This is a genomic window from Paraburkholderia phytofirmans OLGA172, from assembly GCF_001634365.1.
Lineage (GTDB): Bacteria > Pseudomonadota > Gammaproteobacteria > Burkholderiales > Burkholderiaceae > Paraburkholderia.
The window spans coordinates 696,738-709,827 of sequence record NZ_CP014579.1 but is presented as its reverse complement, the minus strand read 5'-3'; the positions used below and the strand labels follow the sequence as shown (position 1 = coordinate 709,827).

14 protein-coding genes are annotated in these 13,090 nt (G+C 62.6%); 5 read left to right on the top strand and 9 right to left on the bottom strand.

Annotated features, from left to right (window positions below):
* The first annotated feature begins 18 nt into the window (after positions 1-18).
* Both AYM40_RS23435 and AYM40_RS41970 read left to right on the top strand, forming a co-directional pair.
* Entirely contained in the window at positions 19-723 is a 705-nt protein-coding gene (locus AYM40_RS23435; RefSeq protein ID WP_063500642.1) for a PIG-L family deacetylase, read from the top strand.
* A 139-nt stretch (positions 724-862) separates the two neighbouring features.
* Complete coding sequence (locus tag AYM40_RS41970; RefSeq protein ID WP_165614491.1) at positions 863-1,015, top strand: hypothetical protein; 153 nt, start codon at positions 863-865, stop codon at positions 1,013-1,015.
* Positions 1,016-1,083: 68 nt separating this feature from the next.
* On the opposite strand, the gene AYM40_RS23430 is transcribed toward AYM40_RS41970, so the two are convergent.
* From AYM40_RS23430 to aepX, 3 genes are read right to left on the bottom strand one after another with little or no spacing between them, the layout of a single operon-like run.
* Positions 1,084-2,151 (bottom strand): 2-aminoethylphosphonate aminotransferase, encoded by a 1,068-nt coding sequence (locus AYM40_RS23430; RefSeq protein ID WP_063498624.1) that lies wholly within the window; start codon positions 2,149-2,151, stop codon positions 1,084-1,086.
* Between the two features lie 11 nt (positions 2,152-2,162).
* Entirely contained in the window at positions 2,163-3,329 is a 1,167-nt protein-coding gene (gene aepY / locus AYM40_RS23425; RefSeq protein ID WP_063498623.1) for a phosphonopyruvate decarboxylase, read from the bottom strand.
* The gene (gene aepX, locus AYM40_RS23420) at positions 3,326-5,047 is read right to left on the bottom strand and encodes a phosphoenolpyruvate mutase (protein ID WP_063498622.1); all 1,722 of its coding nucleotides are present in this window, start codon (positions 5,045-5,047) and stop codon (positions 3,326-3,328) included. The genes aepY and aepX overlap by 4 nt, the downstream gene beginning before the upstream one ends.
* Here aepX and AYM40_RS40540 point away from each other — a divergent pair.
* Complete coding sequence (locus AYM40_RS40540; protein ID WP_148662287.1) at positions 5,022-5,261, top strand: hypothetical protein; 240 nt, start codon at positions 5,022-5,024, stop codon at positions 5,259-5,261. The two genes, aepX and AYM40_RS40540, sit on opposite strands and share 26 nt — an antisense overlap.
* Before the next feature lie 306 nt (positions 5,262-5,567).
* On the opposite strand, the gene epsC is transcribed toward AYM40_RS40540, so the two are convergent.
* Both epsC and AYM40_RS23410 read right to left on the bottom strand, forming a co-directional pair.
* A complete protein-coding gene (gene epsC / locus AYM40_RS23415) occupies positions 5,568-6,500 on the bottom strand; it encodes a serine O-acetyltransferase EpsC (RefSeq protein ID WP_063498621.1) in 933 nt (310 codons plus the stop codon).
* Positions 6,501-6,667: 167 nt separating this feature from the next.
* Positions 6,668-6,901, bottom strand: coding sequence for a hypothetical protein (locus AYM40_RS23410; RefSeq protein ID WP_063498620.1), 234 nt, complete (start codon positions 6,899-6,901; stop codon positions 6,668-6,670).
* A gap of 349 nt (positions 6,902-7,250) precedes the next feature.
* On the opposite strand from AYM40_RS23410, the gene AYM40_RS23405 reads away from it, so the two are divergent.
* Together AYM40_RS23405 and AYM40_RS23400 are read left to right on the top strand one after the other, a co-directional pair.
* Positions 7,251-7,703 carry a DUF3005 domain-containing protein gene (locus AYM40_RS23405; RefSeq protein ID WP_063500641.1) on the top strand — a complete coding sequence of 151 codons (453 nt, stop codon included), beginning with the start codon at positions 7,251-7,253 and terminating at the stop codon, positions 7,701-7,703.
* Between the two features lie 207 nt (positions 7,704-7,910).
* Positions 7,911-8,516: a short chain dehydrogenase gene (locus AYM40_RS23400; RefSeq protein ID WP_063498619.1), complete on the top strand. Its 606-nt coding sequence runs from the start codon at positions 7,911-7,913 to the stop codon at positions 8,514-8,516.
* A 323-nt stretch (positions 8,517-8,839) separates the two neighbouring features.
* Here the strand turns inward: AYM40_RS23400 and AYM40_RS23395 are convergent, their stop codons facing one another.
* The 4 genes from AYM40_RS23395 to AYM40_RS23380 all read right to left on the bottom strand — a co-directional run bounded on the left by AYM40_RS23395 (position 8,840) and on the right by AYM40_RS23380 (position 13,058).
* On the bottom strand, positions 8,840-9,769 hold the full coding sequence (locus AYM40_RS23395; protein WP_063498618.1) for an ABC transporter permease: 930 nt from the start codon (positions 9,767-9,769) through the stop codon (positions 8,840-8,842).
* Positions 9,769-10,656, bottom strand: a complete 888-nt coding sequence (locus tag AYM40_RS23390) for an ABC transporter permease (protein ID WP_063498617.1) — start codon at positions 10,654-10,656, stop codon at positions 9,769-9,771. Before AYM40_RS23390 ends, AYM40_RS23395 begins: the two co-directional genes overlap by 1 nt.
* Positions 10,653-11,732: an ABC transporter ATP-binding protein gene (locus AYM40_RS23385; RefSeq protein WP_063498616.1), complete on the bottom strand. Its 1,080-nt coding sequence runs from the start codon at positions 11,730-11,732 to the stop codon at positions 10,653-10,655. The genes AYM40_RS23390 and AYM40_RS23385 overlap by 4 nt, the downstream gene beginning before the upstream one ends.
* Before the next feature lie 156 nt (positions 11,733-11,888).
* A complete protein-coding gene (locus AYM40_RS23380) occupies positions 11,889-13,058 on the bottom strand; it encodes an extracellular solute-binding protein (protein WP_063498615.1) in 1,170 nt (389 codons plus the stop codon).
* Positions 13,059-13,090 lie beyond the last annotated feature (32 nt).

The following is a 13,090-nucleotide window of genomic DNA, read 5'->3' as shown; positions in this document are numbered from 1 at the left end:
GAAACCATCACACGTCCCATGAGCGAAACCAGCCCACGCCTTTTCATCGTCTCGCCCCATTTCGACGACGCCGTCTTCAGTTGCGGCGCCTTACTCGCCGCCCATCCAGACGCCGCGGTCTGCACGGTGTTCGCCGCACCGCCCGAGCAGGAGATGCATACCGAATGGGATGAAAAGTCGGGTTTCACGAGCGCCCGTCAGGCCATCCACGCGCGCACGCGCGAAGACGACCTCGCGCTCGAGGTGCTCGACGCGATTCCGCTACGCATGCCGTTTCGCGACGACCAATACATGGACTCGCCGTCGATCGCCAGATTGGCGGCGGCGCTTGAAGAGACCATCTACCGCTCGACCGCGAATACGTTGCTCATGCCGCTCGGCCTGCATCACGAGGATCACGTGCGGGTGTTCGAAGCCTGCTGCGAAATCCTGCCGCGTCTGTCACATCTCACGTGGTTCGCCTATGAAGACGCGATTCACCGCTGCACACCCGGTGTCGTGCAGGCGCGCCTCGCCGACCTCGCGCAACGCGGCATCGTCGCCACGCCAGCTTGTCCGAGCGCGAGCCATACGATTGATCTCGCGCGCCGAACCCAGCTCAAACGTGAAGCGGTCAACGCCTACGAAAGCCAGTTGCGCGCTTTCGGCGCGGACCACTACGACGACGTTTTCGCCGCCGAACGCTACTGGCAATTGAGCGTGGGCCGCCGCGGAAAAAAGTAAGGGTGCGCGGCGTGCCGGATCGCCTACGCTAGAAGGAAACGGTCGGCGTTTATGCGCATTCGACCGGGCGCACCGCCCGCTCCTCGGCCCGCTTTTCGGCCCGCTTTCGGCCCTCTTCCCAACTCAAAGAGGTGATGCAATGAGCTACGACATGCATACCAGCCCGATTCCCGATCCGAACGCCGATCCGAACCGGGACCCGGAAGCCGATCCGCTCGTGCCGCCGTCGCCGGGTCATCACACCGAGGAGCCGCAGCGGCCCGATGGACCGCCGGACAAAGACCCGGTGTGATGCGCCGCCCTGCGCTTGTTGCCGGCTTGGTACCGGCTTGGTACCGGACCCACGTGTCAACGCGCGCCTTAGCGTGTCAGCGCGGAAAAGCCTTGCAGGAGACGGTCGATGTCGGCCGCGTGAATGTTGCCCATCGTCGAGATGCGGAACAGTTCGGCCGACAAGCCGCCTTGACCGGCATAGATGACGAAGCCGCGTGCCTTCAACGCATCGTGCAGCTGCGGATACGACACGCCGTCCGGCAAACGATACGCGCGCAGCACCACCGACGATTGCTCCGGCGGCAACACACTGCCGATGCCCCGCTCAGCGAGGCCCGCGCGCGCCTGCTCGGCGAGCGCAGCGTAACGCGCATGGCGCGCCCGCCAGCCACCTTCGTCGGCGAGTTCGCGCAGCGCTTCGACCAGCGCGTAGTACGCATGAACCGACGGCGTGAATGGCGTATTGCGCTGGTCCTGCAAGCGTGCGAGGCGCCCGAGGTCCAGGTAGTACGTGCGGCTCGCCGCCTGCGCGAGCGCCGCGCGCCGCGCCAGCACGAACGACGCGCCGGGCACGCCATGCAGACACTTGTTCGCGGTCGCCGCGACGGCGTCGAGACTGGCGTCGGCGAAATCGATCGCTTCCGCGCCGAAGCTGCTGACGCCATCCACCAGCAGACGCAGGCCGCGTTCGCGGCACAGCGCGCCGAGCGCCTGCAGATCGTTCAGACGGCCGGTGGTCGTTTCGTGATGAATCACCGCGACGTGAGTGAACGCTTTGTCCGCGTCGAGGCGTTCGGCGATCTTCGCGAGATCCGGCGCCACCATCCAGTCGTGTTTCAGCGACTCATGCGCGATGCCGTATTGCGTGGCGATCTGCGAAATACGCTCGCCGTAGACGCCGTTTTCCACGACCAGCAGCTTGCCGTTTTGCGGCACCAGCGCGGCGGTCATGCTTTCGACAGCAGCCGTGCCGGAACCGGTCATCAGGACCGCTTGCCATTCGTTTGCGTCGAGCCCGTACAGATCGACCAGACGTGTGCGCGCCTCTTCCTGCAAGTCGAAAAATTCGCTTTCGCGGTGGCACAGATCCGTTTGCAACAGGCTGTTGCGGACGCGTTCGGTGAGCGTCACCGGGCCGGGATTGAGCAGCAGCATGAGCACACTCCTTAAGCGGCGCCGATGTGGCGCATCAGGCGCGCCTTCACATCGGGCGGGGTGATAGTGGGACGCGGCAGGCCATCGGGCGTGCCGCGGCGAATCGCCAGTCGCGCGAAGCGCGGGCCGTGGGGCGACGGTGCTGTATCGAACAGCTCATCGATCACATTGACGTCGTCGCTTTCAACCGCCGACGCGTAACCGCAAGCCGCGGCGACACCCGCAAACGATACTTGCGACGACACCGTCGCCTGACCGCCGGTCGAGTCGTGCGCGCCGTTATCGAGCAGCACGTGCGTGAGATTCGACGGACCGTACGCACCGAGCGTCGCGAATGCGCCCATGCGCATCAGCGCGGCGCCGTCGCCGTCGAGCGCGACCACGTGCAGGTCAGGACGCGCGAGCGCAAGACCCAACGCGAACGGCGTCACGCAACCCATCGAGCCGACCATGTACAACTGGTTGGGACGGTCGTCGATGGCATAGAGTTCGCGGCCGCAAAAACCGGTCGACGCGAGCACCACCGTCGATTCGACCGGCGTGTGCGCGATGACTTTCTGCAGCGCATCGTGACGTGAAGCCAATTCATTCGCCGCGACGTTCCTGAATTGCGCACGCGGCGCCACCGGCACACGGCGGGCACCAGCGTGGCCCTCTTTCAATTCGTACGGCGCCACGCTGCCCTTTTGCATCACGAGTGCGTACGGACGGCCGGTTTCATCCATATGGGCGATGGCGCGATCCAACGCCGGACCGATCGCGTCGGCTTCGGTCGGGAAGGTCTCCCACGGAATCTCCATGGTGTCGAGCATCGCGGGCGTGATCGGGCCCATCAGCGCGTGCTGCGGTTCGTCCGCGACGCCGGGTTGCCCGCGCCACGTCACGATCAGCAATTGCGGCAGACGGAAGGTCCACGTAAGGGAGGTCAACGGGCTCACCGCATTGCCGAGGCCGGAGTTCTGCATCATCGTGACGCCGCGCCGGCCGTTCTGCGCGCCGAGCGTAACGCCCGCGATCAACGCAACCGCATCGCCTTCATTGGCGGCCGAGACGTAATGCAGCGACTCATCCTGCAAGACGTAGTTGATGAACGGCGTCAGATACGAGCACGGCACGCCTGCATACCAGTCAAAGCCGCGTTCGCGCGCCGCTTCGACGAATTGTGCTGCCTCGATCATTGCGCGGCCCCGCTGGTTGTCCCCATCTGGTTGCCGACCGCTGCCGCGAACGGCGCCTGCGCATGTGCGAAATCGCCGGCACGACGGAAGTCGTCCAGATCGTTCACCCCGCGCCAGTGGCCGTGCACGTATTGCACTTCGATCGCTTCACCCGCTTCGATCAGCGCATTCAGCAGCGCGGGCATATCGAGCGAATCGAAATCCGGGCGCGCCTGCAGTTTGCCGAGTACCGCTCGCAGACGCTCACGCCCCTCGCCGCGCACATTCAGCAGACCGACCCAGCGGCCATGCGGCGTTTGCGAAGCGATGGCGGACGTTGCCTCCTGCCCGCTCGACACGTGACGCAGCGTGACCTTGTTGCCGAACAGCCCGCGATCGTCAGCCGCCGAGCACCATGCGAAGTCGCGCACGCTGGCGTTTTCCGCATCGGTCAGCGACGAATCGACCACCACGCTGAACGCGGCTTCGCTCTCGACCAGATCGCGCAAGATGTAGCTGCGGAACAGCAGATCGCCGTACGAGATGACGGTGTCGCCTGCGAGTTTATCGACTGCGCAGACGAGCGACGCCAGCTCGCCGGTTTGCGCGTGACGCTCATTGACGACCAGCTTGATACCGGCAGTATCGATCGCATCGGCGCGATAACCGCCGACCACGGTGATGTCATTGACACTCTGCTTCTTGAACGCATCGACGAGCCAGCGCAAGAGCGGCTTGCCCGCGATCGGCAGCATGACTTTCGGACGATCTTCGGTGACGGCTTCGAGCCCCTTGCCGCGGCCTGCCGCGAGCACGACGGCCGCACCGGCCGCGCGTCCGCTCGACAGATAGCGGTCTTCGGCTTCCGAGTATTCGTCGGCGTCTTGCAGACGGAAGATTTCGTTGACTGCGGCGATGCTGTCTTCGACGTTGACAAGCGTCTCGCTCGAATGAATTTCCTTGGCAACGGCTTGCATGGCCGAGGTCGCTGCGCGGATCAGATGATTCGCCCAGATGACCGTGCTGATGCCAGCCTCGCGGAACACTTCGGTGGGCGTGCTGTAGTACTTGGTCGGCACGATGACGAGCGGCGCGCGGCCGGCCCATTCGCGCGCGAACTCGAGAATTTCATCGGGACGCGAGAGCTTGCTGTGAATCAGGATCGCATCGGCGCCGGCTTGCCGATAGGCTTCCGCGCGGCGCAGCGCTTCGTCCATGCCCCAGCCGGCGATGAGTGCTTCGACGCGGGCGACGATCGAGAAGTGTTCATCCGACTGCGAGTCTTTACCGGCTTTGATTTTGCCGCAGAACTCGTCCATATCGGCAAGCGGCTGGGCTTCGCCGTTAATGAAGCTATTCGTTTTCGGGAATTGTTTGTCTTCGATACAGACGCCGGCGATGCCGCGTTGTTCGAGTTTGCGCACGAGACGGCGCACGTTGTTGAAGTTACCGTAGCCGGTATCGCCATCGAGGAGAATGGGCAAATCGCTGGCGTCGGCCATGAATTCGAGGGTATCGACGACTTGCGTCCAGCTGGCTTCGTTGTTGTCGCGCACGCCGAATTGGGCGGAGATCGCGAGGCCCGAACCCCAGATCGCTTTGAAGCCGGCTTCGCGGACGATACGGGCGGAGAGCCCGTTGTGGGCCTCCATCATGAATTCGAGTTCGTTGCTGACGAGCATCTGGCGCAGGCGTGCGCTGCGCGAAGCGGAGATGAATGCAGGTTCACGGGCGTTCAATTTCTTTACTCCTGGTGGCGGGCTTATTGGGGCTCTTTTTTGCCCGGCTGGCGGCTGGAAAATGGCGACTATAGCCGAAATCGTTTTTATTCGTTTTTTCGGCGGTATTCAAATTTCTATTTTTGCGGTTACGTGGAAAAATGTGTTGTTTTTTGCATTTTTCAATGAGGGGATTGGGGTTTGGATTTTTTTGGCATTGTGTGGAGGAATGTGATTTCCCCTGCCTGGGATCGGTTTGGCGCGGTTTTTTGCCTTCGTTTTCTTTTTTCTTATTTGATTTTCATTTGGGCTTTTTATTGCATTGCTTTATTCGAATTTTGTATTAATTATGTTATCGGCTTATTAGCGTTCGCCCCCGTGCGGGGCAGGCACACTTACTTTCTTTGCCACCGTCGCTTCCACGCCGGCAATTGCGCAGCGAGGCATGTGAACACGGCCGCGCACCATGGGCTCTCCCCTTAACCGCTAACGAGAAAGCCGTGCGGCAAAGCACGAGATGACGCGCGAGCCAGCCCGCTCGTCAACCGCCCTCCTCGTCCGTGCCCGTGCGCCCACCCTCGCGGATCTTGCCTTGCGACACGCTGCTGCCCGGCGGCACGCTATGCGTAAGCCACACGTTGCCGCCAATCACCGAGCCACGCCCGATGGTCACGCGGCCGAGAATCGTCGCGCCGGCATAAATCACGACGTCGTCTTCAACGATCGGATGCCGCGCGTTGCCCTTGACCAACGTGCCGTCAAGGTCCGCAGCGAAGCTCTTCGCGCCAAGCGTCACAGCCTGGTAGACGCGCACGCGTTCGCCGATGATCGCGGTCTCGCCGATCACGACGCCCGTGCCGTGGTCGATAAAGAAACTTGGGCCAATGGTCGCGCCTGGGTGAATGTCGATGCCGGTCGCGGAGTGCGCGATCTCGTTGATGAAGCGCGCGAGCAAGGGCACGCCGAGGCGATGCAGCGCGTGCGCAAGACGATGGTGCGTCATCGCCCACACGCCCGGATAACAAAGCAGAATTTCAGTGATGTGCTGGGCGGCCGGGTCGCCGGTGAAAGCAGCCTGAATATCGCTGACCAGCAACGCGCGAATGCCGGGCAACTGCGTGCCGAACTCTCGCGCAACGTTGAACGCGCGCGCCTTCAGATCCGCATCGGGCGTTTCCCCGAACTCGGGCAGAAAGCGCAAGGCGCGCCGTATCTGTTCGGCGAGCAATCGCAACGTGCTTTCGAGCGTGTGGCCGACGTAGTAGTCGACCGTTTCGTCAGTGAGATCGGGGGCACCGTAGTGCGTGGGAAACAACGCCGCGCGCAAGCCAGTGACAATGGCGATCACCGCTTCGCGCGATGGCAGCTCGCGAATACCGAGCGGATGCCGCGTGCGATGCAATTTTTCACGCGACGCGCGCAAGTCCGCGACGATCTGTTCGAGACCCCAGTTGGGGGAAGGCACGTTAGGCATAAAAGAACGGCGCCGTGCGCGAGGCACGGTTCAGAGTGATTGTCCCAAGAGATTACCGCGTTTTACAGCCGCTCGCGCAGCGCACCGCGGCTGCCCGGTATGCCGGGCCACGCGTGCCCGGAGCCCGGAGCCCGGTGCCCGATGCCCGCTGCCCGCTGCCCGCTGCTTCAGATGGTCACGCTGCTCGCATCGATCCAGCGCACCGCCCAGTCGCGTGCGTGCGCGATAGCGGTGGCTTCGTCAGGGAAGCGCAAGTCAGTGGGGAAAAACCGGTTGGCGACCAGTTCGCCGTCGCTCGAGCGGGAGATGACCACATAAGGTTGCCAAGTACCATCGCCCGCGCGCGCCGGCGCACAATTCAGCAAATAGCCGCGATGTGTGAATGCAGCATCGAAGTGCATGTGTCACCCGCCCTGACGGCCCCGTAAGATGTTCTGAGTAGCGCGCGTCTATTCGTTGTCGGCCATGTAAAAACAACCGGACACATGTCGTCAACGCATGTCGCCAATTTAACCGCGCTCCACTTGTCGGAGTAAGATCATACTCTGTAGAAAATAGGCGTCCATTAAAAAAAACGAAAGGAATCCAGGACGCAATCGCCGGGTGAAACGCCCGCATACATCACTGCGCATAACCGCGAGGCAACTGAGGCGCCGCGCGCAGTTCAAACTCACACGCACAAAGACGTGGCGCAAGGCGGAATGGGTTTTGTTGCACTTCAACCATGTCATCTTCAACGGAGAATGCATGATGAACAGCGATATCAACACGCCGGCAGACGCCGGCAAACAGCCGCGCACCATCGGCCCGTGCACGACCGAACTGCATAACGACCGCACCCATGACAGCACGGTCGACACCGACGGCAAAAATCTCGAAGCCGCCCGCATCGCCGGCCACAGCCCGATCTCGCCCGACGAAATCACGACGAGCAACGCGACCCTCGTCAACAGCGTGCCCGAGGCGCAAGACGGCATGGCCGGCTTCGACAGCCGGGTTGGCGGCAATCATCTGCTGCTGGCGCTCGAACCGGGCTACACGGTCATCGACAAAGGCATGGTCGAGCCGCAAGGCGCCGAGTCAGCGGACGATCTGTTCGACGACCCGCGTCCGATCCGCAGCCGTCGCGAACGCGGCCGCATTCACTACGCCCTTAATCATTTTCGGCCCACTCGCGTGATCGAATTACATCGGGCGAAATAAGTAATCGCGTTGCGGGTATTCGTTTGAATGACGCCGCTTGCACCGATTAATCAGGCAATTCCAAAGCGCGCTCCGGTTGAATGACGGTGCGCGTTTCGGCACGGATTAGAAACTCGGGGTTGCAGGACCTGCAAGCCGAACAAGCTATTTCCGCCCGCCGAACGCGGAGACAATCAACTGCATATCCAAAACTAAACGGAGCGGCAGATGAAAAAGATCGTCGTGATCGGCGCAACCGGCACGGTCGGCCAAGCAGTGAGCGCAGCATTGAAAGCGCGCCATGAAGTCATCGAAGTGGGCGCGACGCGCGGCCAGTATCGCGTCGACAGTACCGACCCGGCCAGCATCGAGCGGCTCTTTAGCGAGATCGGCAAGGTCGACGGCGTCGTCACCACCACCGGCAAGCTGCATTTCGGCCCACTACCGGAGATGAGCGTCGAGCAGTTCTGGGTCGGCCTGCGCGACAAGCTGATGGGTCAGATCAATGTGGTGCTGGGCGCCCAGCGCTACGTGAACGACGGCGGCTCGTTCACGCTGACGAGCGGTATTGTCGGCGACGAACCGATCCGCGAAGGCGCGAACGCAACCACCGTCAATCTGGCCCTGGAAGGCTTCGTGCGCGGCGCCTCGATCGAATTGCCGCGCGGCATCCGGATCAACGTGGTAAGCCCGACGGTACTAACCGAAGCGCTCGACGCCTATGCGCCCTACTTCCGCGGCTTCGAGCCGGTGACGGCCGAACGCGCGGCGCAGGCCTACTTGCGCAGTGTGGAAGGCGCGCAAACGGGCCGGGTGTATCGCGTGGGGTATTGATATTGAGCCCTTGGCAGACTCAGTGAATCTCCGGCTCGCCGGCTGCATCCGTGTGCGCGCCGCCGCGCGGTGCGCGAGCGATAGCCGAACGAGCGCAGATCGTTCAGGCCGTACCAGCGGTGGCTGCGCAGTTCTTCAGGTTTCTTTCTCGTCGTCAACGTCTGCTCCACGATGCTTTTTTTGGCGCCCCCCGATCCCCCGATCCCCCAAGGGGACTTTTTTCGGGGCGGGGGACTTCCTACGGGCGGGGGACTTCTTTCGGGGCGGGGGACTTCCTACGGGCGGGGGACTTCCTTCGGGGGGCGCTTCAGTGGCTCAGCTCCTCAGCGCTTCTGCTCCTTCACCCGCGACACGATCTGCGTCGGGCTGACGAATTGCAGCGCGATCAGCACCCAGATCAGCGTGATCGCCATGTAGATCATCGCCATCGCATCGATCGATTGCGGTGCGCGCACGCCGGTTGAAAATACCGCGTAGTACAAGGCGACCACGAGCGTTTGCGTCGCGGGGCCCGCCGTAAAGAATGTCAGTTCGAACATGCCGATGGTCCGCACCAGCACGAGCAGCCCCGCGGCCAACATGCCGGGCACCAGCAGGGGCAGCAGCACGTAGCGGAAATAGCGGAACGTGTTCGCGCCGAAAATGCGCGCCGCCGCTTCGAGATTGGGATCGATCTGCTCGATGAACGGCGTCATCACCAGGATCACGAACGGCAGCGCCGGCACGAGATTCGCGAGAATTACGCCGCCCAGCGTGCCCGCGAGGCCGACCTTGTACATCACGGTCGCCATCGGAATGCCGTACGTCACGGGCGGCACCATCAAGGGCAGCAGGAAAATCAGCATCGCCATGCGCTTGCCGGGAAACTGCACGCGGGCGAGCGCATACGCCGCGGGCACGCCGAGCAGCACCGACAACACCACCACCGCACCGACCACTTCGACGGTGACCCACAGCACGCTCGCCAACTGGAAATCGCTCCACGCCTGCGCATACCAATGCAGCGTAAAGCCTTGCGGCAGCAAGGTGCCGAACCAGCGGGTCGCCACCGAATTCACCGCCACGGTCGCAATCAGCAACACCACGTTGACGAGGAAGAACACCATCGCGCCCCACACCAGCACGTGCCAGATGCGGCCCGGCACACTGGCGCGCTGCTTCACGCGCTTGCTGGGTTGCTGGGCGCCGTCGTTGTTTTCGTTCGATGTGGACGCGGACCACGAAGGATGCGCGGCGTGGCGATCGCTAGCCATCAGCCTTTGCCTCCCGTCACCGGACCGCTGTAGAAGAAACGGCGCGCGCCGAGCATGGCGGCGACCACCACCAGTTGCACGAAACCCATCACCATGGCGATCGCGGAAGCAAGCGAATAGTCATAGCTCTCGAACGCGGCTTCGGCCGCGGCGATCGACATCACGCGCGTCGGGCCTGCGGGCGCCCCCAGCAGTACCGCCGATGGAAACACCGAGAACGCCTGCACGAACGATAAACACGCGGCCATCGTTAGACCGGGCACCAGCAGCGGCAGGTAGATGCGGCGAAACTGCTGCCACGGACTCGCGCCGAGCGTGGCAGCAGCGCTCGCGAGCGTCGGATCGATGCCGGTCACGTATGACAGCGTCAACAGAAACGCAAACGGAAAACCCGACACGATCAGCGAGATCAGCACGCCCCAGAAGTTGTGCGTCAAACGCACTTCGTCGGTGTAGAGATGCAAACCTTGCAACGCCTGCGGAAACCAGCCGTTCGGGCCGAAGTACGTGAGCATGCCGTCGGCGATCAGCACGGTGCCGAGCGTGACGGGAATCACCAGCAGCGTCGTGACGAGTTTCTGGTAGGGTGAATTGCGGCGCAGCGCGAACGCCACTGGAACCGACACGCCGACATTGATCAGCGTTGCGGGTACAGCGAGCTTGAGCGTGACGAGAATGGTCGGCCACATCGACGTGTCGGTGAAGAACGTCACGTAGTTGGCCCACAGGCCGCCGCCGTTCATCGGCCGGAACGACAGCACCAAACCGTACGCGAACGGATAGATGAACAACGCGACGATGAAGATCAAAGCCGGCGCGACCAGCCACGCTTTGGCGTCGCGCGGCGCAAATGGTACCGGTGGCGGCGACAGCGTGGGCGTGTTCATACCGCCTCTGCGTCATAGACGAGCGTGCGTGACGGCGGCACGTGCAGGCTGATGCGCTCGCCCTCTTCGAATTCGCCCGTAATGCGCGCCCACAAGTCGCCGAACGCGGTCTTCACCCGCAGCAGGGAATCGTGGCCGCCGTATTCCACGGTTGTCACCAGCGCGTCGAAGGCGTTTTGCGTGCCAGGTGTTGCACGCTCCATATCCTCTGGACGCAAGGCGACGCTCACGCGCTTGCTGTTGAAACCGGCCATCGGCGTGCCAATCAGACGCACGCCGTTCGCGTTCACCGCAACCGCATCGCCTTGCGTGCCTTCGAGCGTGAATTCAGTCACGTTGCGATAGCCCATGAAACGCGCGACGTGCAAATTCTGCGGCCGCGTGTAGACCTCTTTGGGCGTGCCGACCTGCTGCACCACCCCCTCTTTCATCACGACGATGCGATCGGCCATGGAAAGCGCCTCGTCCTGATCGTGCGTCACGTAGAGCGTCGCGCGCTCGAGCTGGCTATGGATGCGGCGAATCTCGGCACGCATTTCAATGCGCAGTTTCGTATCGAGATTCGACAGCGGTTCGTCCATCAGAATCAGCGGCGGTTCGATCACGATCGCCCGCGCAATCGCCACGCGCTGCTGCTGACCGCCCGAAAGCTGCCCGGGCAGCTTACGTTCATGCCCGACAAGTTGCACGAGCTGCAACGCTTCACGCGCCCGGCGCATGGTTTCGCTCTTGCCGACACCGCGCATCTTCAATCCGAAGCCGACGTTGTCGAGCACGCTCATATGCGGAAACAGCGCGTAGTTCTGGAACACCATGCCGAAACCGCGCTTTTCCGGCGGCAGCACGTCGATGCGTTTCTCGTCGAGCCAGATGCCGCCGCCGCTCAACGGCTGCAAACCGGCGATGCAATTGAGCGCCGTCGATTTACCGCAGCCCGAAGGCCCGAGCAACGCGATGAACTCGCCACGCTGGATATTCAGATTGAGACCTTGCAACGCCGCGACCGCCTGGCCCTCCGCATTTGTGAAACTGCGGCTCACTGAAGCGAGCCGCAACTGTTCAAAGTGATGCTTCATGGCGGCTTCCTGATACGCGTGACGCTTGACGTTTGACCCTCGAGTCGCGGCGGCCCAATAGAACGGATGCGTCAGCAGCTACATGGCGGTTTTCTGCGTGCATGGCACGCGAATCCCGGCGGACCGAACGAACGCGTGCACGGACTCATTCAGCGACTACTTGGTCTTCTGTGCGCCGACGTCGCTGTCCCACTTCTTGAAAGCCGCGACCATTGCCGCCGCATTGAGCGGCAAAACATGCGGACGCTCGGCCAGCAGTTTCGCGTACTCCGGCCGACCGTATTTCTTCAGCACGTCCTGGCTGTGCGCGGGCGCCTGCTCGACGCTCACGCCCTTGATCGCCGGCCCCGGGTAGAAATAACCGTCGTCATAGGTCATGGCTTGCTGCGCCGGTTCGAGCATGAAGCTCATCAGTTTGTAGAGCACGTCGAGCTTTTCCTTCGGCACGCCCTTCGGAATGACCATGTAGTGCGCGTCGTTCACCCACGTCATGTTGTCGAATGCCTGCACCCGGAATTCCGCCGGCACAATGCCGAGCGCACGCGGATTGATGTCCCAGCCGGTAACGGTCACGGTCATGTCGCGCGTGCCCTCGCCAAGCTCTTTCATGACTGCCGACGTGCCGCCCGGATAGTAAGGAATGCAATCGTTCAGCTGCTTGAGGAAGGCCCACGTCTTGTCCCAGCCGTGAATCGGATCCTGTGGATCCTTGTCGCCGAGCACGTACGGCAAGCCCATCAGGAACGTGCGACCCGGACCGGAGTTCGCCGGCCGGGCGTAGATCAGCTTGTCCGGATGCGCCTTGCACCATTGCAGCAATTGCTCAGGCGTTTTGGGCGGATCGTTGACCTTGGCGGGGTTGTATTCGAGCAACGGACCAGCCGGCATATACGCGACTTCGAGACCGAAGCCTTGTGCGAGGTCCTGCATCTTGCGCGGACCAGGCGCGTATTTGTCCAGCACGCCGGGGAAAGCCGCCGCATTGTCCGGCAACAGCTTCATCCAGAGGTTCTGTTCGATGCCGGCGGCCAGTGCGTCGGTGCCGGTCAGAACGAGATCGATATCGGAGCGGCCAGCGGCCTGCATCGCCTTGATCTTGCCGGGCAACTGCGGCGCGGGCGCGTTGGTGAACGTGAGATTGGCGACGAGATCCGGATACTTCGCCTTGAAGGCCTCGAAGCCCTTCTGCGTGAGTTGAAGATCGCCGGCCACGTCGACGATATTGAGCGTTACCGGATCGGCCGCGCGCGCTGCGGATGCCAATGCGGCGCTTGCGACGAGACTTACGGACACCAGCCTGAACGCCAACCTGCCTGAAACAGTCATTGCGTCTCCTCGCTTCTTGGTATGGAAGTCCG